Annotated in this window: 22 protein-coding genes; 12 read left to right on the top strand and 10 right to left on the bottom strand. The window is 74.0% G+C overall.

Annotation, left to right across the window (positions count from 1 at the left end; translation table 11 throughout):
• Positions 1-27 precede the first annotated feature (27 nt).
• Complete coding sequence (locus BMW67_RS08320) at positions 28-3207, bottom strand: efflux RND transporter permease subunit (RefSeq protein ID WP_072747074.1); 3180 nt, start codon at positions 3205-3207, stop codon at positions 28-30.
• 3 nt (positions 3208-3210) lie between these two features.
• Entirely contained in the window at positions 3211-4755 is a 1545-nt protein-coding gene (locus BMW67_RS08315) for an efflux RND transporter periplasmic adaptor subunit (protein WP_072747073.1), read from the bottom strand.
• Between the two features lie 229 nt (positions 4756-4984).
• On the opposite strand from BMW67_RS08315, the gene ispH reads away from it, so the two are divergent.
• The 4 genes from ispH (at position 4985) to BMW67_RS08295 (ending at position 9650) form a co-directional block, all read left to right on the top strand.
• Complete coding sequence (ispH, locus tag BMW67_RS08310) at positions 4985-5968, top strand: 4-hydroxy-3-methylbut-2-enyl diphosphate reductase (protein ID WP_072747072.1); 984 nt, start codon at positions 4985-4987, stop codon at positions 5966-5968.
• Positions 5965-6489, top strand: coding sequence for a ribonuclease HI (rnhA, locus tag BMW67_RS08305; RefSeq protein ID WP_072747071.1), 525 nt, complete (start codon positions 5965-5967; stop codon positions 6487-6489). The genes ispH and rnhA overlap by 4 nt, the downstream gene beginning before the upstream one ends.
• An 89-nt stretch (positions 6490-6578) precedes the next feature.
• Positions 6579-8441 carry a DUF898 family protein gene (locus BMW67_RS08300; protein WP_083581246.1) on the top strand — a complete coding sequence of 621 codons (1863 nt, stop codon included), beginning with the start codon at positions 6579-6581 and terminating at the stop codon, positions 8439-8441.
• 69 nt (positions 8442-8510) lie between these two features.
• A complete protein-coding gene (locus BMW67_RS08295; protein WP_072747069.1) occupies positions 8511-9650 on the top strand; it encodes a M48 family metalloprotease in 1140 nt (379 codons plus the stop codon).
• 10 nt (positions 9651-9660) lie between these two features.
• On the opposite strand, the gene BMW67_RS08290 is transcribed toward BMW67_RS08295, so the two are convergent.
• Positions 9661-10599 (bottom strand): MBL fold metallo-hydrolase, encoded by a 939-nt coding sequence (locus BMW67_RS08290; protein ID WP_072747068.1) that lies wholly within the window; start codon positions 10597-10599, stop codon positions 9661-9663.
• A 72-nt stretch (positions 10600-10671) separates the two neighbouring features.
• On the opposite strand from BMW67_RS08290, the gene BMW67_RS08285 reads away from it, so the two are divergent.
• Entirely contained in the window at positions 10672-12006 is a 1335-nt protein-coding gene (locus BMW67_RS08285; RefSeq protein ID WP_342707603.1) for an ATP-binding protein, read from the top strand.
• A gap of 9 nt (positions 12007-12015) precedes the next feature.
• On the opposite strand, the gene BMW67_RS08280 is transcribed toward BMW67_RS08285, so the two are convergent.
• From BMW67_RS08280 to BMW67_RS08255, 6 genes are all read right to left on the bottom strand, one after another.
• A complete protein-coding gene (locus BMW67_RS08280) occupies positions 12016-12372 on the bottom strand; it encodes a tRNA-binding protein (RefSeq protein WP_072747067.1) in 357 nt (118 codons plus the stop codon).
• Between the two features lie 160 nt (positions 12373-12532).
• The gene (locus BMW67_RS08275) at positions 12533-13021 is read right to left on the bottom strand and encodes a phasin family protein (protein WP_072747066.1); all 489 of its coding nucleotides are present in this window, start codon (positions 13019-13021) and stop codon (positions 12533-12535) included.
• Between the two features lie 143 nt (positions 13022-13164).
• Positions 13165-14001 carry a pyrroline-5-carboxylate reductase gene (gene proC, locus BMW67_RS08270; protein WP_072747065.1) on the bottom strand — a complete coding sequence of 279 codons (837 nt, stop codon included), beginning with the start codon at positions 13999-14001 and terminating at the stop codon, positions 13165-13167.
• 46 nt (positions 14002-14047) lie between these two features.
• Positions 14048-14557 (bottom strand): type III secretion system chaperone family protein, encoded by a 510-nt coding sequence (locus BMW67_RS08265; RefSeq protein WP_072747064.1) that lies wholly within the window; start codon positions 14555-14557, stop codon positions 14048-14050.
• Positions 14558-14688: 131 nt separating this feature from the next.
• A complete protein-coding gene (locus BMW67_RS08260) occupies positions 14689-15459 on the bottom strand; it encodes a response regulator (protein WP_083581243.1) in 771 nt (256 codons plus the stop codon).
• Positions 15456-15992: a MarR family winged helix-turn-helix transcriptional regulator gene (locus BMW67_RS08255; protein ID WP_072747063.1), complete on the bottom strand. Its 537-nt coding sequence runs from the start codon at positions 15990-15992 to the stop codon at positions 15456-15458. Before BMW67_RS08255 ends, BMW67_RS08260 begins: the two co-directional genes overlap by 4 nt.
• Before the next feature lie 185 nt (positions 15993-16177).
• Between BMW67_RS08255 and BMW67_RS08250 the strand changes: the two genes are divergently transcribed.
• From BMW67_RS08250 to BMW67_RS08220, 7 genes are all read left to right on the top strand, one after another.
• Positions 16178-17056: a branched-chain amino acid aminotransferase gene (locus BMW67_RS08250; RefSeq protein WP_072747062.1), complete on the top strand. Its 879-nt coding sequence runs from the start codon at positions 16178-16180 to the stop codon at positions 17054-17056.
• Between the two features lie 219 nt (positions 17057-17275).
• The gene (rsfS, locus tag BMW67_RS08245; RefSeq protein WP_370426843.1) at positions 17276-17623 is read left to right on the top strand and encodes a ribosome silencing factor; all 348 of its coding nucleotides are present in this window, start codon (positions 17276-17278) and stop codon (positions 17621-17623) included.
• Between the two features lie 7 nt (positions 17624-17630).
• Entirely contained in the window at positions 17631-18101 is a 471-nt protein-coding gene (gene rlmH / locus BMW67_RS08240) for a 23S rRNA (pseudouridine(1915)-N(3))-methyltransferase RlmH (RefSeq protein WP_072747061.1), read from the top strand.
• Positions 18102-18179: 78 nt separating this feature from the next.
• Entirely contained in the window at positions 18180-19739 is a 1560-nt protein-coding gene (gene gpmI / locus BMW67_RS08235; protein WP_072747060.1) for a 2,3-bisphosphoglycerate-independent phosphoglycerate mutase, read from the top strand.
• Positions 19736-20896 (top strand): murein hydrolase activator EnvC family protein, encoded by a 1161-nt coding sequence (locus BMW67_RS08230; protein ID WP_083581242.1) that lies wholly within the window; start codon positions 19736-19738, stop codon positions 20894-20896. Before gpmI ends, BMW67_RS08230 begins: the two co-directional genes overlap by 4 nt.
• Before the next feature lie 14 nt (positions 20897-20910).
• A complete protein-coding gene (locus tag BMW67_RS08225; RefSeq protein WP_072747059.1) occupies positions 20911-22230 on the top strand; it encodes a S41 family peptidase in 1320 nt (439 codons plus the stop codon).
• 7 nt (positions 22231-22237) lie between these two features.
• On the top strand, positions 22238-22714 hold the full coding sequence (locus BMW67_RS08220) for an RNA pyrophosphohydrolase (protein WP_072747058.1): 477 nt from the start codon (positions 22238-22240) through the stop codon (positions 22712-22714).
• A 74-nt stretch (positions 22715-22788) separates the two neighbouring features.
• Here the strand turns inward: BMW67_RS08220 and atpC are convergent, their stop codons facing one another.
• Positions 22789-23187, bottom strand: coding sequence for an ATP synthase F1 subunit epsilon (gene atpC / locus BMW67_RS08215; RefSeq protein ID WP_072747057.1), 399 nt, complete (start codon positions 23185-23187; stop codon positions 22789-22791).
• Positions 23188-23203: the final 16 nt, after the last annotated feature.

Genomic DNA, 23203 nt, shown 5'->3' with positions numbered 1-23203 from the left:
CCGCATCGCCGCGCGGCCGCGCGGCCGTCATCCCCGGCGGGCGGCCGCGCGCAGCCGCGCGGGCCTGCGCGCCATGCGGCGCATCGCCCGCAGCGCCGCCCCCACATCCTGCTGCATCAGCGCCAGCGCCGGCGTGACCACAAGCACGAGAAGCAGCCCGAAGCCAAGCCCATAGCACAGAGAGATGACCGCGGGCTTGAGAAACTGCGCCTGCTGGCTGCGCTCGAACAGCAGCGGGGCAAGGCCGAGCACCGTGGTCAGCGTCGTCAGCAGGACCGGGCGAAGGCGCTCGCACACCGCGTCGATCACGGCGGGAAACAGGGCGCGGCGGCGGGCGTGCTCGTCGATCGCGGCGATCAGCACGATGGAATCGTTGATGATGATGCCCGCCATGCCCATCAGCCCCACCACCGAGAACATGCTCAGCGGCGTGTCGTGCAGCCAGTGCCCCCACACCGCGCCCACCAGCCCCAGCGGGATCACGACCAGCACCGCCAGCGGGCGCGTCCAGCTGCCGAACACCCAGGCCAGGATCAGCCAGATCCCCGCGATGCAGGCCAGAAACCCCTTGAGCGCGTCGGACAGGAAGGCCTGCTCGTCCTCGTCCAGCCCGGCCAGCCGGTAGGCCACGCCATGCGCGTCGGCCACTTCGGGCACGATGCGCTCGCTCAGCTCGGCGCGCAGCGCCGCGGCGCGGGCGGCGTCCTGGTCGTCCAGATCGGCGGTGACCGAGACCCGCAGCAGCCCGTTCTCGCGCCGCAGCCGCGCAAAGCCCTGCCCCTCGCGCAGCTCGGCCACGGCCGAAAGCGGCGCCCAGGCGCCCGAGGGGGCGCGCACGCGCGCGCGGGTCAGGAAATCGGCGGCGGTCTCCGCCTCGGCCTGCCGGACCACGATGCGCGCGGTGCGCTTGCCTTCGGCGAAGCGGGCGGCCTCGATGCCCTCGAGCCGCGCGAACAGCTCGCGCCCCAGCGACTGCGCCGTGAAGCCCAGCGCGCGCCCCAGCGGCGTCGGCTCGATCACCAGCTCGGTCTTGTCGTAGGGCATGTCGTCCTCGATCGCGCCGACGCCGTCCAGCGCGGCCATGCGGGCCTTGAGCGCCTCGGCCGCGGCCTTGAGCGCGCGCGGGTCGGCGCCGTGCAGCTGCACCTCGATCCCGGCCTCGGGGCCCGAGCGCATGCTGCGGAAGCTGACCGTCTCGGCCATGGGATGGGGGCGGCTTTCGCGGCGCACCGCGTCGAGGAAGTCGAATGACGAGAAGGGGCGCAGATCGGCGTCGATCAGCTCGACCGAGACGGCGCCCAGCTCGTCGGGGTCGCGCGTTTCGGCGCCGGGCACGCCGCGCCCGGCCAGCGCGCCGACGCGCGTTTCGACGAAGGCGACGGGATCCACGCCGTGCTCGGCCTTCATGCGCGCGGCGGCGGCGGCGACGGCGCGCGCCGCCTCGTCCACCGCGGCGCGGGTGTCGGCGCGCGAGGCGCCGGGCAGCATCACCACGTTGACGGTCAGCGCGCCGCGCTCGGGCGGGGCCCAGAAACGCCACGGAACCGTGCCGCGCAGGATCTGCTCGACCGACAGCGCCAGCAGCAGCACCGCGGCCGCCGTCAGCGGGTAGCGCAGGCGCATGGCCACGGCCAGAACCGGGCGGAAGGCGCGCTCGCGAAAGGCGCGGAAGGCGCGGTTGAAGGCGCGCGAGGGAGCGTCATACCAGGGCGCGCGGGTCTTGGCCGCCAGCGCATGGGTCATGTGCGCGGGCAGGACCAGGAAACACTCGGCCAGCGAGGCGGCCAGCACGGCGGCGACGGTGAAGGGGATGTCGGCGATCAGCTCGCCGAAGCGCCCGCCCACCAGCGTCAGCCCGCCGAAGGCGACGATCGTCGTGGCCGAGGCGGCGAAGACCGGCGCCGTCATGCGTCGCGCGGCGGCAAGCGCGGCGCGCGCCGGCGGCGTGCCGCGCGCGCGCGCCAGATGGTCGGCGTGCTCGCCCACGACGATGGCGTCGTCCACCACGATGCCCAGCGTGATGATGAGCGCGAACAGCGACACCATGTTCAGCGTCAGCCCGAAGGCGTGCATCAGCCCGACCGCCGCCAGCATCGAGGCCGGAATTCCCGCCGCCACCCAGAAGGCGGTGCGCGCGCTCAGGAACACGAACAGCAGCGCGACGACCAGCGCCAGCCCCGTTGCGGCGTTGTCCAGCAGCATCGCCAGGCGCTGCTCGATCCGCTCGGCGCGGCTGCGCACCAGCTCGATGCGCACGCCCTCGGGCAGGCCCTTGTTCATGCGCGCGGCCAGCTCGGCGGTCTGGCGCTGGATCTGGATCGCGTCGCCCGCGGCCGAGCGGTCGACCCGCAGCGCCACCGCCGGATTCGCGCCCACGCGCAGCTCGACGCCCTCTTCGACGCCCAGGCGCTCGATGCGGGCCACATCGCGCAGGCGCAGCGCCTCGCCCAGGCCCGAGACGGGCAGCTCGAGCTCGGCCAGCGCCTCGGGGGTGCGGCGCTCGAGCCCGGCGCGCAGGCGCGCGGCGCGCGACTCCATCTCGCCGGCCGGCGAGGCGCTGACCGCGGCGCCGACCGTGCGCGCGATGGTCTCGAGCGTCAGGTCGTGGCGGATCATCGACGCCTCCTCGACCGAGACGCGGATGGTCGGCGCCGGCGCGCCCAGCACCTCGACGCGCGAGATGCCGCGCTCGGCCAGGCGGGCCGCGAACTCGTCGGCGATGCGGGTCAGCTGCTCGGGCGGCAGGGGGCCGTGGACGACCACGTCGGTCACGCGGTCGCGCCAGACGCCGCGGCGCACCTCGGGCGGATCGGCGGCGTCGGGCAGGCCGGTCACGGCGTCGACGGCGGCTTGAACCTCCTGCACGGCGCGGTCCATGTTCCATCCGGGCTCGAACTCGGCCGTGATCCAGGCGCCGCCCTCGCGCGCGTCGGAGCGCGTGCGCGCCACGCCCTCGACCGCGGCCACGGCGGGCTCGATGCGGGCCACGACCGCGTCGTCCATCTCTTGCGGCGCGGCGCCCTCCCAGGCGACCGAGACGATCACCGTCTCGATGACCACGTCGGGCAGGAACTGCGCGCGCAACGCGCCGGCGCCCCATGCGCCCAGCAGCACCATCAGCGCCAGCAGCAGGTTGGCCGCCGTCGGATGGCGCGCGAAATGGGCCAGAAGCCCGCCGCGCCAGGCGCCCGCGCCGCGCGTCTGCATCGCTCAGCCCCCCTCGGGCGATTCGAGGCGCTCGACCAGCGCGCGGGGCGCGCGCGCGGCCGACAGCGCAGCGAGAAGGCGCGCGCGCTCGTCCTCGGGCAGCGGCGCGGCGCGCACGCGCGCTATCAGCCGCGCGCGGCGGGCGGGGTCGAGCGTCACCGTGTCGTCGCCCGTCTCCGCGCCCCCTCCCGCGCCCCCTCCCGCGCCCTTGCCCGCGCGCGTGTCCGCGCCCGGCTCGGCGCCCGGCCCGGCCCCGGCGCCCGACCCCGTCGCCGCGTCGGCCGACACGGGGCGCACCCTGACCCCGGGCGCAAGCTGGGGCAGCCGCGCGGCGGCGTAGCGCGCGCCGAAGGGCGCGTCGGCGACGATCAGCGAATCGCCCTGGCGACGCAGGATGCGCACGGCGCGCTCCTCGAGCCGGCCCTGCGCGTTGACGATCAGGATGCGCCCGGCCGCATCCGCCGCCGCGGCGGGTATGACCGCGACGTCGGCCAGCTCGGGCTCGGTGACCTCGACGGCGACGAAGTCGCCCGGCCGCAGGAAGGCGCCCGCCGACGGATCGAGCCGCGCATAGACCATGCGCCCCGCCCCGCCGGCCGCGACCTCGGCTCCGGCGCGGGCCAGAACGGCGGGGGCGCTCAGCGGCAGGCCGTCCATCTCGAGCAGCACGCGCACGGGCGCGTCGATCAGCCGGCCGTCGGGGCCCAGCAGGCGGGCGAACTCGTCGGACGAGACCTCGAAGGCCGCCTCGAGCGCGGACAGGTCGATCAGCTCGGCCAGCCGCTCGCCCGCCGCCACGCGCCGCCCCTGCGCCGCGGCGGCGTTCGCAAGGATGCCGTCGAAGGGCGCGGCCACGCGCGCCTCGCGCAGTTCGCGTTCGGCGTCGGCCACCTGAAGGCGTGCGCGGGCCAGGGCGATGCCCGCGCGCGTCACCCGCGCGCGCGCCGCGGCCAGCGCCTGCTGACGGCCCAGCGCCGCCTGCCGCGCCGCCGCAAGGGCCAGCTGCGCCGCCTCGACCGAGGCGTCGGAACCCACGCCGCGCTCGCGCAACGACCGCTGCCGCTCGAGCGCGGCGGCGCGCAGATCGGCCTGCGCGCGCGCCGAGGCCAGCTCGGCTTCGGCCAGCGCCACCTCGTCCTCGGCCTCGGCCAGCGCGGCGTTGGCCTCGTCGCGGGCGATCCGCGCGCGCTCGAGGGCCGATTGCAGCGGCGCGGGGTCCAGCGCGAACACCAGCTCGCCCGCCGCCACATGGCCGCCATCGGCGAAGTTGGGCGACAGCTGGGCCAACGTGCCCGCCGCCGAGGCGCGCAGCTCCAGCGTCCGCCCGCTGCGCACGCGGCCATGGGCGCGGATGACCGGCCGGACCCGGGTCGGGGTCAGGGTCAGGACCGCGGCGACGCGCGCGCGCTCGGCCGCCGCCTGCGGCCGCGCGCCGCCCTCGCGCCGCGCCTCGAGCGCGTCGCCCACGCGCAGCGCCGCCAGCGCCAGAAGCGCCAGCGTCGCCGCCGTCAGCGCGGCGCCGATCGCCGCTCGCATCACGAAACGCATCGCGCGATGAATCCTCCCTTCCGCATTCGGGGCGCGCCCGTCGCGAACCTGTCCCCGAACGTAGCGGGCGCGCGCGCACATTCTACGCGCGATTCGCCCCCGTCCGTCGACGCCCCCGTCCCACCGCGCCGTCGCGGGCGCCGGTTGAAATCGCGCCCCCCGCGCCCTATGCCATCGGGTCAGACGCGCCGCCCCGCCGGGCGCATGCGCGCGCACGAAGGACTGCGCCATGAGCCGACCGCCCATCACCCTTCACCTGGCCGCCCCGCGCGGCTTTTGCGCCGGCGTGGACCGCGCCATCAGGATCGTGGAGATGGCGATCGAAAAATGGGGCGCGCCGGTCTATGTGCGTCACGAGATCGTGCACAACCGTTACGTCGTAGACGCGCTGCGGGCCAAGGGCGCCGTCTTCGTCGAGGAGCTGGACGAGTGCCCCGCCGACCGCCCCGTTGTGTTCTCGGCGCATGGCGTGCCGAAATCGGTCCCGGCCGAGGCCGAGCGGCGCCGGATGCTGTATGTGGACGCCACCTGCCCGCTCGTGTCCAAGGTGCACATCGAGGCCGAGCGGCACCACCAGAACGGCCTGCAGATGGTCATGATCGGCCATCAGGGCCACCCCGAGACCATCGGCACCATGGGCCAGCTGCCCGAGGGCGAGGTTCTGCTGGTCGAGACCGTCGAGGACGTCGCGCACCTGACGCCCCGCGATCCCGAGCGCCTGGCCTACATCACCCAGACCACGCTCAGCGTCGATGACACGGCCGAGATCGTCGCCGCCCTGCGCGCGCGCTTCCCGAACATCGTCGGCCCGCACAAGGAGGACATCTGCTACGCCACCACCAACCGCCAGGCGGCGGTCAAAGCGGTGGCGCCGCTGGTGGACGCGCTGCTTGTGATCGGGGCGCCGAACTCGTCCAACTCGCGCCGCCTGGTCGAGGTGGCCCGGCGCGCGGGCTGCGGCTATGCGCAGCTGGTCCAGCGCGCGGCCGAGATCGACTGGCGCGCGCTGGAGGGCGCGCGCGCGGTGGGCATCACGGCCGGCGCCTCGGCGCCCGAGATCCTGGTGGACGAGGTGGTGGACGCCTTCCGCGACCGCTACGAGGTGGATCTGCGCACCGTCGAGACGGCGATCGAGCGCGTCAGCTTCAAGCCGCCGCGCATCCTGCGCGACGCGGCCGCCGGCCAGGAGAGCCGCGAGGAAACCGGCGCATGACCGAGATATTCGCCTACACCGACGGCGCGTGCTCGGGCAATCCGGGGCCGGGCGGCTGGGGCGCGCTGCTGGTGGCCGTGCGCGACGGCGCGCGGGTCAAGGAGCGCGAGCTTTCGGGCGGCGAGCCGGCCACCACCAACAACCGCATGGAGCTGATGGCCGCGATCCAGGCGCTCGAGGCGCTGGGGCGTCCGGCCAAGGTCACCGTCGTCACCGACAGCGCCTATGTGAAGGGCGGCATCACCAGCTGGATGAAAGGCTGGAAGCGCAACGGGTGGAAGACGGCCTCGCGCCAGCCGGTCAAGAACGAGGATCTCTGGCGCCGGCTCGACGCGGCGCAGGCGCGCCACGACGTGACCTGGAAGTGGGTCAAGGGCCATGCCGGCCACCCCGAGAACGAGCGCGCCGACGCGCTGGCGCGCGCGGGCATGGCGCCCTTCAAGCCCCAAGGCGCGGACAAGCCGCCGCGTCCCGCCCGCGCCCGCCGCCCGCGAAAGCCCGCCGGCGCCTCGGGCGGATGACCCGGCGGGCTTTTCCGGTCGGGCGTCTTCGCGTTATGGTGGCGTCGTGACCGGAACCCCCGGCCCGGTGTTCGGAGCGTGAATCGGCCATGCGTCGCAGGCGTCGCCAGCAGCAGGAAGAAGATGTGGACATCGTCGCCCTGTTCGGCGACCTGATCCGCGAAGACGCCGAGCGCCTCTATGGCGATGACGAGCTCTCGGCTGCTTCCCCGCGCAAGGCAGGCGGCGGAAGGTCCGGCGCCGAAGCCGACGCGGCGCGCGCCAGGGCGACGCCCGCTTCGGCCAAGGCCGCGCAGAAGGCGCCGCGCAACGCCGCCGCGCCGCCCGCGCCATCGGCAAAGGCGCCGGAAACGTCGCCCGCCCGGACGGCCAGCAAGGATGCGGCCGGCCGGCGCCCGCCGCTGCCCGATCCGGCCAAGGGCGCGCCGACGCACGAACCCGCCGCGCCCTCGCCCGCCCGGCCCGAGCCGGACCGCCCGGCGCCCGACAACGCGGCGCCCGACCGCCCGGCGCCCGACCACCCGGCGCCCGAACCGCCCGAAGCCGTCGAACCGATGCCCGAACGGTCCGCCCCCGCAGCGGGCGAATCGGCCGCGGCAGCGGCGCAACCGGTCGACGAAGACCAGCCCATCCTCACAGCCGACCCGTATGACGAAGCCGAGCCCGAAAACGGCGCCGCCGGGCCCGAGGCGCCCGGCGCCCCGTGGGCCGACGCCGACGGCGCCATGGCTTTCGACGCCGAGGATGACGGCCCGCTCAACCGCCTTGCGCTGCGCGGCGCCTTGCTGGCCAGCTTCACGCTAGGCCTTGGCCTGCCCTGGCTGCGCGCGGCGATCGACGAGGCGTTGTGGGCGCGCACGCTGATCGACGGCGAGGCCGTGCGCATGGCCTCAACCCGCCGCGCCGCGCTGCGCGACGGCGCGATGCTGGCGGCGATCGGGGCCGCGATCGCGCTCGGCGCCTGGCTGGCGGCGCCGGCGGCGCTGGCCGCGCTGGGCGCACCCGAGGCGGCCGGGCTGCGGGCGGCGGCGGCGGCGCTGCTGGCGGCGCTTCCGCTGGGCGCGCTGGCGCAGCTGGCGACATGGCGGCGACGCGCCCGGCTGCTGGGCGCGGCCAGCTGGCGCGGGGTCGGCGCCGCGCTGCGCGGCTCGGCCTGGTCGCTGCCGGCGCTGTGGCTGGCATGGGCGCCGCTGGTGATCGGCTCGGCCGGGCTGCTGGCGCCCTTCTGGCGCATGGCGCGCGAGCGGCACATGCTCCGGCGCGCCTACTGGGGCGAAGAGCGGTTCGGCTTCGAGGCCTCGGCGCTGGGCGCCGCGCCGCGCTGGCTGGCCTTCTGGGCGCTGACGGCGGGCGGCGGGGCGCTGGCGGCCATCGGCGCGCTGGGGCCCGACCTGCCGCCGGCCCTCCACCCGCTGCTCGGCCCGGTGGCCGAGCTTGTCCGCGCGGCATGGCGCGCGCCGGGCGCCGAGCTGGCGCTTGCGCTTTGGGCGGGGGCGGGGGCTGCGGCGCTGTTCGCCTACCGCGCCGCCGAGCTGCGCGCCATGATCGGCGGGCTGCGCCTGGGCGGCGCGGCGGCGCGCTGCGGGCTGCGGGCCTCGGGGCTGTGGGCGGCGCTCGCCTCGACGGCGCTGCGCGCGCTCTGGCCCGGCGCGCTGATCTGGGCGGCGCTGGCGCTGATCGCGGCCATCCCGCTGGCGGCGAATGCGGCGCTTGGCGCGCCGGGGGCGGATTACTGGCGCAACCCGGTCCTGGCCGCCGCGTCGCTGGGCGCGGCCGGCGCGCTGGGCGCGGCGTGGTCGCTGTGGCTGTGGAGCGCGGCGTGGCTGCGCGCGCGGCACGCGCGGCTGTGCATGGCCAGCGACGTCATCGCCGTCGAGGACCTGCGCGCCCTGCGCTGGCGCATGTCGGGCGCGGCGCCGCCGCGGGTGGCGAAGGCGGACGCATCGGAGTAAACCGATGCTCTCGCGCCCCACGGCGCCAGGGCGGCCCGCGCCGCCTCAAGGATCGGAGACGGCCAGTCGATGCGCGCAATCACGGGCGCGACCGCGCTCAAACGCTACGCCCTGCTCGAGGCCGAAGGACGCTACGTCCCGGCGCCCGGCGCCCAGCCGCAAGAGGTGATCGTCAAGTTCGGCGCGGCCTCGCTGACGCTTTTCACCCTGTCCGACGAGCCCATCGACCATTGGGCGCTGGGCAGCCTGCGCGCCGATCCCGCCGCCGCCGACCCCAAAGCCGGCCACGCCGAGGCGCTGACGCTCATGCCAGACGCCGATGCGCCGGAGCGGCTGACCATCGCCGACCGCGACATGATCGCCGCGCTGGAAGAGGTCTGCCCCGACCTGCGCCGGCCGCCCCGCGCGCCGCGTCGGCGCTGGCGGCGCCTGGCGTGGATCGCCGCCGCGCTGGCGCTGGCCGGGGCGCTGTCGGCGGCGGCGCCCGCGGCGCTGCGCGCGCTGGCCATGCGCGCGCCGGTCGAACGCACGGCGGCGCTGGGCCGCGCGCTGGCGCAGGCCGCCCCGGCGGCCCTTGGCCCCGAGGCGCGCCTGTGCGCGGCCCCCGACGGCGTCGCGGCGCTCGATCGCCTGGCGCGGCGGCTGACGCCGGCCCTTGACGCCGCGCCGCCGGCGCGTCTCGCGGTCGTGGACTGGCCCGCGCGCAACGCGGCGGCGCTGCCGGGCGGCTGGGTGCTGATCCTTCGCGGGCTGATCGACGCGGCCCGCACCCCCGAAGAGCTGGCCGCCGCCGTCGCGCACGAGCTGGCCCACGCCGCGCGGCGCGCGCCGCTGGACGCGCTGCTGCGCGCCGGCGGCCCGCGCGAATCGCTGCGGCTTCTGACCGGCGGCCTCCCAGGCCCGGCCGAGGCGCCCGCCCTCGCGCAAGCCCTGCTGCGCGCCCGGCACGATGCGCGCGCCGAGGCCGGCGCCGACGCCGCGGCGCTGGACGCCTTCGCCAAGGCCGGGCTGCCCGCCTCGGCCATGGCGGCGCTGCTCGAGACGCTGGCGCGCGACCCGGGCCCGGCGCCGCGCAGCCACCTGTCGCGCGATCCCGAGGCGCGCGCCCGCGCCGCCCGCGCCCGCGCAGCGGACGTGATCGGGGCAAGCCCCTTCCGCCCCGCGCTCGAGGACGGCGACTGGGTGGCCCTGCGTCAGATCTGCGATTGAGCCCGGCGGCTCAGGCTGCGAAGAACCGCGCCGTCGGCGACAGCGGCCCCTCGTGGCGCGCGCGCCCGTCCTCGATCAGGCCGATCAGATGGGCGAAGACGTTGCGCGCCGCCGCCGGATGCAGCGCGGGATCGACCTCGGCGTAGATGCGCGCGGTCAGGGCGGCGACGTCGGCGCCCTCGGGCGGCAGGGCGCGCAGGATCTGCTCCTCGCGCATCAGGCGGTGGCGGATCTGGTGGTCGATCATCGCGCGCGGATCGCGCACGGGCGCGCCGTGGCCGGGATAGTAGATCCGGTCCTCGCGCGCGCGCATCCGGCGCAGGCTGGCCATGAAGGCGCGCATGTCGCCGTCGGGCGGCGAGACCATGGTGGTCGCCCAGGCCATGACGTGATCGCCCGACAGGACGGCGCCCGGGGCCATGCCCTCGGCCTCGACCGCGAAGCACAGATGGTTCGACAGATGGCCCGGCGTATGCAGCGCCGTCGCGGCCCAGCCGTCGCCCTCGACGCGCTCGCCATCGGCCAGCAGGCGGTCGGGAACGGTGGCGCGGTCGGCTCCCTCGCCGCCGCCCAGATGCGCGCCCTCGGCCTCGAGCCGGGCCATGCGCGCGCTCAGCCCCGCGCCATGGGGGCCGAAGCCCATCACCGGCGCTCCGGTGCGCGCGGCCAGCGCCCGCGCCCCCGGCGAATGATCCACATGGGTGTGCGTGAGCAAGATGGCCTCGATGCGCTCGCCCGGCGCGAGCGCGCGTTCTATCGCGGCCAGATGCGCCGCGTTCTCGGGGCCCGGATCGACCACCGCCACGCCCCCGCGCCCGAGGATGTAGGTCTGCGTGCCGGTGAAGGTCATCGGGCCCGGATTGGGGCAGGTGACGCGGCGCAGCCCCGGCTCTAGCGTCTCGGCCACGCCATGCGCCGCGCGCGCGTCCCTGTCGAACGGATCGTCCATCGCCGCATCCCCTTCGGCGCCTCGCGCCCCTGATTCCTTGCGCCGCCGCGGCGGGCGGGGCACAGAATGCGGATGATGAAAGCCCTGCTCAAGCGATACCTGCCGCGAAGCCTGTTCGGCCGCGCGCTGATGATCCTGGTCCTGCCGATCGTGCTGTTGCAGCTGGTCGTGACCGGGCTGTTCATCCAGCGCCACTACGCCGGCGTGACCGAACAGATGGCTGACGCGGTGGCGCTCGAGCTCAACTACATCGTCGAGACGGTCGAGTCCGCCCCCGACGACGCAACCGCGCGCGCGCGCCTGGCCGAGCTGGCCCGCCCGCTGAACATGCGGCTCGAGCTGATGGACGAGGCCGCGATCCCCTCGCGCAGCCTGCGGCATTTCTACGACGTGTCGGGCGACGCGCTGTCCGACACGCTGCGCCGCCGCGTGACGCGGCCGCTGACGGTCGATCTGGTGACGGATCGGCGCAGCGCGGACGTGCGCATCCTGACCGCGCGCGGCGTGCTGCGGGCGGTGATTCCGCGCCGGCGGGTGATCGCCTCGAATCCCCATCTGCTGCTGGTGTGGATGGCGGTGACGGCCAGCGCGCTGGTGGTGGTGGCGGTGCTTTTCCTGCGCAACCAGGTGCGCCCGATCCGCCAGCTGGCCGAGGCCGCCGACAGCTTCGGCAAGGGCCGTCCGACGCCCTTCCGCCCCGCCGGCGCGGAAGAGGTGCGCCGCGCCGGGGCCGCCTTTCTGGACATGCGGCGCAGGATCGAACGCCAGATCGAGCAGCGCTCGAAGATGCTGTCGGCCGTCAGCCACGACCTGCGCACGCCCCTGACGCGGATGAAGCTGGCGCTGGCCATGGCCGAGGACAGCGAAGAGACGCGCGAGCTGATGCGCGACGTGGACGAGATGGAGCGCATGCTGGGCGAGCTCCTGGACTTCGCCAGCGGCGGCCATGGCGAAGAGCCCGAGCCGACCGATCCCGTCGCCATGGCGCACGAGCTTGCGGCCGACGCCGCGCGCATGGGCCGCGCGCTGGAGCTGCGCGTCGAGGGCGCCGCCGACCCCGACGCGCCGCCGGTCATGCGCCCCGGCGCGGTGCGGCGGGCGGTGCAGAACCTGCTCGACAACGCCGCGCGCCATGGCGAGCGCGCGCGGCTGACCCTTCGGATCGGGCCGCGCAGCGTCGAATTCGTGGTCGAGGATGACGGCCCCGGCATCGCGCCCGACCAGCGCGAGGCGGCGCTGCGCGCCTTCTCGCGGCTGGACGAGGCGCGCAACCAGGATTCGGGCGGCGGCGTGGGGCTCGGGCTGTCGATCGCGCTGGACGTGGCGCGCGCGCATGGCGGCGCGCTCGAGCTGGGCGACAGCGCCGATCTGGGCGGCCTGCGCGCCACGCTGCGCCTGCCGCGCTGAGGCCCGGCCTCAGAACAGGCGCGCGCCCGGCGGAACCTCGGCGTCCGGAGCCACCAGCGTCACCGCCCCCGCGGCGTCCGGCACGCCCAGGATCAGGACTTCGGAGCGGAACTTGCCGATCTGGCGCGGCGGCAGGTTCACCACCCCCAGAACCTGGCGGCCGATCAGCGATTCGGGGGCGTAGCGTTCGGTGATCTGCGCGGACGAGGCCCGCAGCCCGATCTCGGGGCCGAAATCCACCCACAGCTTGATGGCGGGCTTGCGGGCCTCGGGGTAGGGCTCGGCGCGCACGACGCGGCCGACGCGCACATCGACCCTGGCGAAGTCGTCATAGACGATGGTCGGCGAAGCGGATGGATCGGACATCGGGCCTCCGGCGGCTGAATTGCGGAACGCCAGCGGTAGCGCGCGGCGCCGCGCCGGGCAAGCCCGCGCCCGAACGCGAATCGGCCGCCCGCGGGGAGGACGCGGGCGGCCGATCCTTCGGCGCGCGAGGGAGAGGGCGCGCGCCGGGATTCCGTCTCGATCAGGCGGTCTTGGCGGCCTTGGCCGGCTTGGCGGGCTGGGCGTTCTTGGCCAGCTCCTTGATCTCCTCAATCGATTCCTTGACGCGGGCCTGAACGATCTCGAAGGCTTCCATGTTGGCCTTCTTCGCGGCCTCGGCCAGCTCGGTCATGTTGGCGACGGCCTTCTCGAAGGCGGTCTTGACCAGCTCGGCCTGCTTGGCCGACGCCTCGGGGGTCAGCTGGTCCATCTTCAGCTCGGACAGCTGGGCCTGCGCGGCGGCCATGGTCTCTTCGAAGATCGCGACCTGCTTCTTGAACAGATCCTGGTAGCCGGCGGCCACGGCCTTGTTGGCGGCGATCAGCGCATCCATGTTCTTCTTCTGCGCGTCCATGACGGCGGTCATGTCGAACATGGGCATCTTGGCCTGCTCGAAGAACTTGGTCATGTCGGCGGTCTTGAAGAGCTCGGCGAACTTCTCGGGCTCGAAGGTGTAGAACTTGTCGAACATCTGGCGTCCCTTTCCTCTGGGCGTCTGGGAGGAGGTCAGGTGTTTCCGCCTCCTGCTCATGAGGGAAATATTGTGCAGCGCAACATGAAAGTCAAGCCCTCTGATTGTGCGCCGCACAAAAAGACGCCCGCCGCGAGTCCCGGTCAGCCCGCCAGCTCGCGGCTGCGGCGCGCGGCGGCGGCGGCGGCGCGGGTCATCAGCGCCGTCAGCCCGTCGGGCGCCATCAGCACCTCGAGCGCGGCGGCGGTGGTGCCTCCGGGGCTGGTGACGTCGCGCCGCAGCTGCTCGGCCGAGGCGTCCGAGCGGCGCGCCAGCTCGGCGGCGCCGATGACGGTCTGCCTGGCCAGGGTCATCGCCAGCTCGTCGGGCAGGTCCAGCGCGCGGCCGGCGGCGGCCATGGCCTCGATCATGTGAAAGACATAGGCCGGACCCGAGCCGGATATGGCCGTGACCGCGTCCATCTGCGACTCGGCTTCAAGGCGCACCACGGCGCCGACCGCGCCGGCCAGCGCCTCGGCCAGCCGCATGTGCGCCTCGGTCGCGGCGGCGTTGCCGATCAGCGCCGTCACCCCGCGCCCCACCGCGGCCGGCGTGTTGGGCATGGCGCGGACGATGGGCGCGTCGGCGCCGAAGAGCGATTCGAAGAAGCTGATCGGCGTGCCCGCCGCGATCGACATGAACAGGGCGCCGCGGCCCGCCAGATGCGCCACCTGCGGCGCCGCCTTTGCCATGACCTGCGGCTTGACGGCCAGCACGCACACGGCCGCATCCTCGACCCGCTCGGGATTGAGGCGCAGGCCGCGCGCGGCCAGCTCGCGCAGCCAGTCGGCGGGCGCGGGGTCGAGCACGGTCGCGGCCTCGGGCGGCAGCCCCGCGGCCAGCCAGCCGCGCAGCATGGCGCCGCCCATCTTGCCGCAACCCAGAATCGTCACGCCGCGCTCGGCCAGCGCGGCGATGTCCGCAGCGGTGGTCTGCGTCATCCTCTCCTCCTGTCCCCTGGGGCGCCGGCGCCTTGCCGGTCCGCCGTCAGGCGCGACCGTAAGGGTCCGAGATGACGATTTCCAGCGCCGCCTCGGCCCCGGCGCGCCCTTGCGCCGCCAGTTCGAAGGCGGGGACGAAGCGCTCGCACGCATCGACGGCGGCGCCGATCATGTCTTCGAGCCGGCCGCGCGCCGGCGGCTCGTCGACGGCCAGCGCCAGCGCGGCGCGAAAGGCCATGACGTCGTGCTCGGGCCAGACGACGAAGGCGCCGCCCCAGCAATGATCGTTGGCCATGTTGACGGCGCGGGCCAGCTCGAGCTGCGCCGCGCGGCGACGGGGCGCGGCAAGGTCGAAGGTCAGCAGCAGGCGCAGCGCCCCTTCGCGCGCGCGCCATTCGAGGCCCATGGAATAGAGCCGCCACGCGCCCTGCACCGCCAGATCTATGCGGTCGGGCGCGACCCGGTCGAAAGGCCAGCTGCGCCCCGCGGCCAGGGCCTGAACAAGGTCGATGGGGTGGGGATCTTCGGCGAAGGGATCGTGCGCGTATGCGGGCATGGAGCCGTTCCTCCTGCTCGGCGGGGCCGGCGCGGCCCCGAGGATGCGCCGGAGGACGTTCTGCGCGCCCTTCCGCCCGGGCATGTTGCCGCAAATCGGATTCGCGCAAAAGGGGAAAAGACGCGCTCCGTTCAGTCGGGGGTCAGCATGTAGCCCGCGCCGCGCACCGTCTGGATGTAGCGCGGCGCCTTGGGGTCGGGCTCGATCTTGCGGCGCAGGCGGGTGATCTGGACATCCACCGCGCGCTCTTGCGCGTCGTCCAGCTCGGCCAGGAGGGTGGCGCGGTCCACCGGCTCGTGCGCGGCGGCGGCCAGAACGCGCAGCAACGCGCCCTCGGTCGCGGTCAGGCGGATGCGCTCTTCGCCGCGCCAGAGCTCGCCGCGGCCGACGTCGTAGCGCACCTCGCCCAGCGACAGCACGCGCGGCGGCTCGGGCGCGGGCTCGGGCGGCGCGGCGCGGCGCAGGATGGCATGGATGCGCAAGAGCAGCTCGCGCGGCTCGAAGGGCTTGGCCAGATAGTCGTCGGCGCCGGCCTCGAGCCCGCGAATGCGGTCCTGCGCGGCGCCGCGCGCGGTCAGCAGCAGCACCGGCGTGGCGATCCGGGGCCGCAGCGAGGCGACCAGCGACAGGCCGTCCTCGCCCGGCATCATCACGTCCACGATCAGCAGGTCGAAGGCCAGCCCCTCGAGCAGGCGCCGCGCATGCGCCGCATCGCGCGCGCCGGTGACGTAGAAGCCCGACCGCGCAAGGTAGCGGCGCAGCAAGGCGCGGATGCGCTCGTCATCGTCCACCACCAGCAGATGCGCGCCGGGGCGCGACGCATCGGATGACGCACCGGATGACGCACCGGATGACGTACCGGATTCGGCGGCGCCGGCCGCGCCGAAGGGCCGTCCGCTCATCGCTTCCCTCCTTCGGGAAAGCGGTCCTCGACCAGATCCAGCACGGCGGCGCGGCGGCCCTCGTCGATCATGCCGGCAAGCACGGTCTTGAAGCCGTGCACCGCCTCGGGGCCGGCCTCGAGGAACACCCGGCGCATGCGCGCGTTCTGGGCGTTGGCCAGATCGCGCACCAGCTCTTCGCCCCTGGGGGTCAGGCGCAGAAGCCGCTGACGCCGGTCGGCCTGTCCGACCCGGCTTTCCACCAGGCCGTCGCGCACCAGCTGCCGCAGGACGCGGTTGAGCGACTGCTTGGTGACCGACAGGATGTCCAGCAGCTCGGCGACCGACAGGCCGGGACGGCGCCAGATGAAGTGCAGGCAGCGATGATGGGCGCGCCCGTAGCCGCGCTCGGCCAGCACGCGGTCGGCGTCGGCGACCATGTCGCGATAGGCGAAGAACATCAGCTCGACGCCCTGGCGCAGCTGATCGTCCGTCAGGAACAGCAGCCGCTCGCCGCCGGACAGCTTCGCGGGCCTGGATCTGGGCTGGGTCATGCGCTGCGGCTCCGTTGGTTGCTGGGCGGCATTTTAAGTCAGGCTTGTTGACATTCCAAGGGCGCAATGCTAGCGATTCCCCCGCTGCGGAGAAACAATATTTCCCCCGTTCCCGCAACCGGGACATATCCCGCAATGCAAGGCCCCGCCGCGCGCGGGCGAGGATGTGGAAGGAACACGGCGACATGGCTGCTGAGGCGTATGACGATCGGGACGGCTTCATCTGGCTGGACGGCAAGCTGGTCCCCTGGCGCGAAGCGAAGGTGCATGTGCTGACGCACGCGCTGCACTACGCCTCGTCGGTCTTCGAGGGCGAACGCGCCTATGACGGCGTCATCTTCAAGTCGCGCGAGCATTCGGCGCGGCTGATCGCCTCGGCCGAGGCGCTGGACATTCCCATGCGCTGGTCGGTGGAGGACATCGAGGCGGCCAAGAAGGCGGCGATGGAGGCCAACGGCCTCAAGGACGCCTATGTGCGCGCCTTCGTCTGGCGCGGCTCGGGGCCCGACATGGGGGTGGCCTCGGCGCGCAACCCCGTGCACATGGCCGTCGCCACCTGGGAGTGGGGCGCCTATTACGGCGACGCCAAGACCCGCGGCGCCAGGCTCGACATCTCGAAATGGCGCCGCCCCAGCCCCGAGACGATCCCCAGCCACGCCAAGGCGGCCGGGCTTTACATGATCTGCACCATGTCCAAGCACGCCGCCGAGGCGAAGGGCTGCTCGGACGCGCTGATGATGGACTATCGCGGCTTCGTCGCCGAGGCGACCGGCGCCAACATCTTCTTCGTCAAGGACGGCAAGGTGCACACGCCCACGCCCGACTGCTTCCTCAACGGCATCACCCGGCAGACGGTGATCGAGCTGCTGGGCCGCCGCGGCGTCGAGGTGGTCGAACGCCACATCCGCCCCGAAGAGCTGGACGATTTCGAGCAGTGCTGGCTGACCGGCACGGCGGCCGAGGTCACGCCCGTGGGCCAGATCGGCGAGCACCGCTTCGAGGTCGGCGACCTTGCGCTGACCGTCGCGTCGGATTACGAGAAGCTCGTTCGCGGCCGGCTCTGACCGGCGCGGGCCGCGCGCGACGGCTGCGCGCGGCGTCGCGGGTCGCTTTTCTTGAGCGCCTCACCCCTTTGCGCTAGACTGTCCGCGCCCGGCGCCGGGGCGCGAAGGACGGCGCGCATTCAGGAGGACACTGTTCTGTCGGAACGTGTTGACTCGGGAGCGGCCGGTTCGGAACCCGCTCCCGCGGGGGCGGCGAGCAGCGATCAACTGCTGCGGACCGTGCTCGATTCGCTCGAAGACGACAAGGCCGAGGACATCGTCACCATCGACCTTCGCGGCAAGACCCAGATCGCCGACTACATGGTGATCGCGTCCGGCCGCTCGTCGCGCCAGGTCACCGCCATCTCGGAAAAGCTGCTCGAGCGCCTGAAGGAGACGCTCGGCCTGTCCGCCCGCGTCGAGGGCAAGGAGGCCGGCGACTGGGTGCTGATCGACGCGGGCGACGTGATCGTCCACGTCTTCCGCCCCGAGGTGCGCGAGTTCTACCAGCTCGAGAAGATGTGGGCCGCCGCGCCGCAGGGCGGGCAGGCTCCGGCGCGGGCGGCGCGCGCGGCCGGGTCGGCCTGAGCGCGGGGTGAAGATCTCGATCCTCGCCGTGGGGCGTCTGCGCCGCGGTCCCGAGGGCCAGATGGTCGCCGACTACCTCAAGCGCTTCGACCAGACCGGGCGCCGTCTCGGGCTGGGCCCGGCGCAGCTGCGCGAGGTCGAGGACCGGCGCGGCGGCGGCGCGGAGGCCGAAAGCGCGCTGCTGCTCGCCGCCCTGCCCGACGGCGCCGCGCTGGTGGCGCTGGACGAGCGCGGAGAGACGCCCTCCTCGCCCGAATTCGCGCGCTGGCTGGCCGAGTGGCGCGACCAGGGCCGCGGGCATGTGGCCTTCGCCATCGGCGGCGCCGACGGCCACGCCCCCGCCTTGCGCGCGCGCGCCGACCGGCTGCTCAGCTTCGGGCCGATGGTCTGGCCGCACATGCTGGCGCGCGTGATGCTGGCCGAGCAGCTGTATCGGGCCGCGTCCATCCTTGCGGGCGCGCCCTATCACCGCGCCTGACCCGCGGCGCCGCGCCCGGTTGCGCGCGCGCCCGCGCGGCTCTACATCCACAAGGCGCAACCCTCGAAGGAGAGCCCCATGACCGCCGCAGCGCCCAAACCCGTCGTCCTGTGCATCCTTGACGGCTGGGGCCTGCGCAAGGCGCGCGAAGGCAACGCCGTCGCGCTGGCCGACACGCCCAATTTCGACCGCATCTGGGCCGAATGCCCGCATGCCTCGCTGCGCGCCTGCGGATCGGCGGTGGGCCTGCCCGAGGGGCAGATGGGCAATTCGGAGGTCGGGCACACCAACATCGGCGCCGGCCGCATCGTCTGGATGGACCTTCCGCGCATCGACCGCGCCATCGAGAGCGGCGACTTCGACCGCAACCCGGCGCTGCAGGACTTGATCGCGCGCCTGCGCAAGACGGGCGGAACCGCGCATGTGGCCGGGCTGGCCAGCCCCGGCGGCGTGCACGCCCACCAGCGGCACATCGCCCATGCCGCCCGCGTCATCGCGGCGGCGGGCGTGCCCGTGCGCGTCCATGCCTTCCTCGACGGCCGCGACACGCCGCCCCAAAGCGCGCGCGAGCAGATCGCCGAGCTGGCGCGCGCGCTGCAGGGCGCGGGCGACGCGCGCATCGCCACGCTGTGCGGGCGCTTCTACGCCATGGACCGCGACAACCGCTGGGAGCGCGTCGAAAAGGCGTGGCGGCTGATGGTCCGGGCCGAGGGCGAACGCCATGACGACCCCCTGGCCGCCATCGAGGCCGCCTATGCGCGGGGCGAAACGGACGAGTTCGTCTCGCCCGCCGTCATCGGCGACTATGCGGGCATGAAGGACGGCGACGGGCTGCTGTTCATGAACTTCCGCGCCGACCGTGCGCGCGAGATCCTTTCGGCCCTTGGCGATCCCGAATTCGACGCCTTCGACGTCTCGGGCCGTCCGCGCCTGGCGGCCATGTGCGGGCTGGTCGAGTATTCCGAGCGCCACAACGCCTTCATGACCGCGATGTTCCCGCCCGAGCCCATCGTCAACACGCTGGGCGAGTGGGCCGCGCGGCACGGCAAGCGGCAGCTGCGCATGGCCGAGACCGAGAAATACCCGCACGTCACCTTCTTCCTCAACGGCGGCCGCGAAGAGCCCTTCCCCGGCGAGGACCGCTTCATGGCCCCTTCGCCCAAGGTGCGGACCTACGACCTGCAGCCGCGCATGTCGGCCGACGAGGTGGCCGGGAAGCTGGCCGAAGCGATCGCCGCGCGCGAGCATGACCTGATCGTCGTCAATTTCGCCAATCCCGACATGGTCGGGCATACCGGCGCGCTCGAGGCCGCCATCGCCGCCTGCGAGGCGGTGGACCAGGGGCTTGGCCGCGCCCTCGCCGCGCTCGAGCAAGCGGGGGGCGCGATGATCGTCACCGCCGATCACGGCAATTGCGAAATGATGATCGACCCCGAAACGGGCGGCCCGCACACGGCGCACACGCTCAACCCGGTCCCGGTCGCGCTGGTCGGCGGGCCAGAGGGCGCGGCGCTGCGCGACGGCGGCGTGCTGGGCGACCTGGCGCCGACGCTTCTGGCGCTGATGGGCCTGCCTCAGCCGGCCGAGATGACCGGACGCAGCCTGCTCGAACCCGCGCCGGCCGCCGCCGAGGCATGACCCGCGCCCTGCGCGCGGCGCTGGCGCAGGCGCTGGCGGTGGGGTTGGCCCTGTCGCCGCCCGCGGCGCGCGCCGAGGACCCGGCCCACGCGCCCGCTCCCGTCGCCGCCGCGCCCGAGATCGAGGCGGCGCTGGCCGTCGCCCTGATCGAGGATGCGGCCGATGCGCTAGAGAACGCGCGCGACGAAGCGGCGGCGCTCAAGGCCGCCGCAGACGCCGCCGCGGCGCTCGAAAGCGGTCTGGCGGCGGCGCGCGCGCGGCTTCGCGCGCTGGACGCGGACGAGGCGCGGCTGGCCCGCCGGACCGAGGCGCAGCGCGCGCAGGCCGACCGGCTGTTCGCCACGCTCATGGCCATGCAGATGACGCCGCCGCCGGCGCTGTTCGCGCATCCGCTCGGCCCGGTGGGGCGCGATCGCGCGGCGATGCTGATGGCCGAGCTGACGCCGCAGCTTGCCCGCAAGGCCGCCGAGCTGCGCAGCGACGTCGCGCGGCGCAGGGCGCTGCGGGCCCGCCACGAGGAAACGCGGGCCGCCGCGCGCCGCACCCTGGCCGCGCTGCAACGCGCGCGCGCGGCGCTGGCGGCGGCGCTGCGCGAGGACGAGGGCGGCGCCCCCGCCCCTTCGGCCGACCGGCTGCGCCGTGCGGCGCGCGATCTGCGCGCCTTCGTCGCCCTTCTGGCCGCCCCGCCCGACGCCGCCCCGCCCCCCGCGCCCGCCTACGGCGCCCTGCCCCCGCCCGCGCCGGGGCGCGTCGCCGGCCGCTTCGGCCAGACCGGGCCCGACGGCGCGCGGCTCGAGGGCGTTCTGCTGGCCGCGCCGCCGCTGACGCCGGTCCTCGCCCCCTTCGACGCCACGCTGCGCTATGCCGGCGAAATGGAGGGCTACGGCCGCGTCGCGATCCTCGAACCCCAGCCGGGGCGACTGCTCATCCTGGCCGGGCTGGCCGAAACCGAAGGACGGCCGGGCGACACCCTGCCCGCCGGCGCGCCGGTGGGGCTGACCGGCGCCGCGACCGGGGCCGCGACCGGGGATCAGGGGCAGTTTTTCGTTGAAGCCAAGGGGGGCGACGGGGCAATCTCGACCGCGACGCTCTATATCGAAACGCGAGAGGACGGCGCGCCCGTGGATCCGGCCTCGTGGTTCGCATTCGCTCAGTGAAGGGTCTTGACCGCATGAAGAAGCTCGCTCTGGCCGCGTCGATCGGCGCCATCGCCGGCGTCGTCGCGACGACGCAGCTCGTCGCTCCGCTGCTCGCGCAGGAGAACGACGCCGCCGTCACTTACGAATATCTCGACCTCTTCGGCGATATCCTCGAGCGCGTGCGCGCCTCGTATGTCGAGGAGGTGGACGAGAAGCAGCTGATCGAGGCCGCGATCAACGGCATGCTGACCTCGCTCGACCCGCATTCGAGCTACCTGCCGCCCGACGATTTCGACGACATGCGCATCCAGACCAAGGGCGAGTTCGGGGGCCTGGGCATCGAGGTGACCATGGAGAACGGCTTCGTCAAGGTCATCTCGCCCATCGACGACACGCCTGCGGCGGCGGCCGGCATCCAGGCCGGCGACTTCATCACGCATATCAATGGCGAAAGCGTGCTGGGGCTGACCCTGTCCGAGGCGGTGGACAAGATGCGCGGGCCGGTGGGATCGGACATCGTCGTCACCATCGCGCGCGAGGGGGCCGAAGAGCCCTTCGACGTCACCATCACCCGCGACGTCATCAAGATCCGCGCCGTGCGCGCGCGCGTCGAGGGCGATGTGGGCGTGCTGCGCGTGACCGCCTTCAACGAGCAGACCTACGACAACCTCGTCGCCGGCATCGCCAAGATCAAGGAAGAGCTGGGCGGCGCCGAGAACGTCAAGGGCTATGTGCTGGACCTGCGCAACAACCCGGGCGGGCTGCTGGGGCAGGCCATCGCCGTGTCCGACGCCTTCCTCGACGCGGGCGAGATCGTCTCGACCCGCGGACGCAACCCCGAGGACAGCGAGCGCTACAATGCCGAGCCGGGCGACCTGACCGACGGCAAGCCCATGGTGGTGCTCATCAACGGCGGCTCGGCCTCGGCCTCCGAGATCGTCGCGGGCGCGCTTCAGGACCATCGGCGCGCGGTGGTGATCGGGACCAAGAGCTTCGGCAAGGGCTCGGTGCAGACCATCATGCCGCTGGCGGGCAAGGGCGCCATCCGCCTGACGACGGCGCGTTACTACACGCCCTCGGGGCGCTCGATCCAGGCGCTGGGGATCGAACCCGACATCCTCATCGAGCAGCGCAAGCTGGCCGCGGCCGACGACGCCGCGCGCCGCGGGCGCTCGGAAGCCGACCTGCGCGGGCGGCTCGACAACGACTCGCTGACCGAGGACGAGCGCAAGCAGCTTGAGGAGGAGCGCAAGCGCCACGAGGCCACCGCCCAGCTGCGCGACAAGGATCTGCAGCTGGCCTATGCGCTGGACCTGCTCACGGGGCTGTCGATCTATGCCGAAAAGCGCTGACGCGGCGATGAGCGACGTTTCGGCCCTGCCCTACCGTCCCTGCGTCGGGACGATGATCCTGAACCCTGCCCGGCTGATCTTCGCCGGGCAGCGGATCGACACGCCCGGCGCCTGGCAGATGCCCCAGGGCGGCGTCGATCCGGGCGAGGACCTGCTGGCCGCCGCCTATCGCGAGATGGCCGAGGAAACCGGCATCGCCCCCGAGCAGGCGCGGCTGCTGGCCAGCTCGTCGGACTGGATCCCCTACGACCTGCCGCCCGAGCTGGTCGGCAAGCTGTGGGGCGGCAAGTATCGCGGCCAGAAGCAGCGCTGGTTCGCCTTCGCCTTCGATGGTTCGGACGACGACATCGACATCACGCGCCACACGCCCGAATTCAGCGAATGGCGGTGGATGACCCGCGACGAGCTCCTGGCCTCGATCGTGCCCTTCAAGCGCCCGACCTACGAGCGCATCTTCGCCGAGTTCGCGCCGCTCTTCGACTGAGCGCCGCCGCCGACAGGAAAGGCCCCGCGCGATCGCTCGCGCGGGGCCTTGCCGTTCGGGCTTGTGCGCTGGCGTCAGAGCCCCAGCTGGCCCCCCAGCGCCTTCAGGTCGTTGACCCTGAGCGCGGCCAGCGCGCGCGCCTTCTCGCCGCTCACGGCAAGGGCCTCTTCGGCGTCCTTGATGGCGGCGTCGAGCCACTCGCGCGTGACCTCTTCGCGCGGGACGGCCTCTTCGGCCAGGACCTGCGCCCCGGCGGGCGAGATCTCGGCGAAGCCGCCGGTCACCACATATTCCATCACCGAACCGCCCTCATAGGCCCGGACGACGCCGGGCCGCAGGGTGGTCAGCAAGGGCGCGTGGTTGGGGAGGGCGGTCAGGTCGCCCTCCATCCCGGGAATCGCCACGCGGTCCACCTCGGCGGAGACGAGACGGCGCTCGGGCGACACGAAGTCGAACTGCATCTTGTCGGCCATCACTGCCTCCTTTCAG

It is taken from the genome of Oceanicella actignis (genome assembly GCF_900111545.1).
Taxonomy (GTDB): domain Bacteria; phylum Pseudomonadota; class Alphaproteobacteria; order Rhodobacterales; family Rhodobacteraceae; genus Oceanicella; species Oceanicella actignis.
Note: the sequence above shows the minus strand (reverse complement) of the source record. Positions and strands in the feature narration are given on the sequence as shown.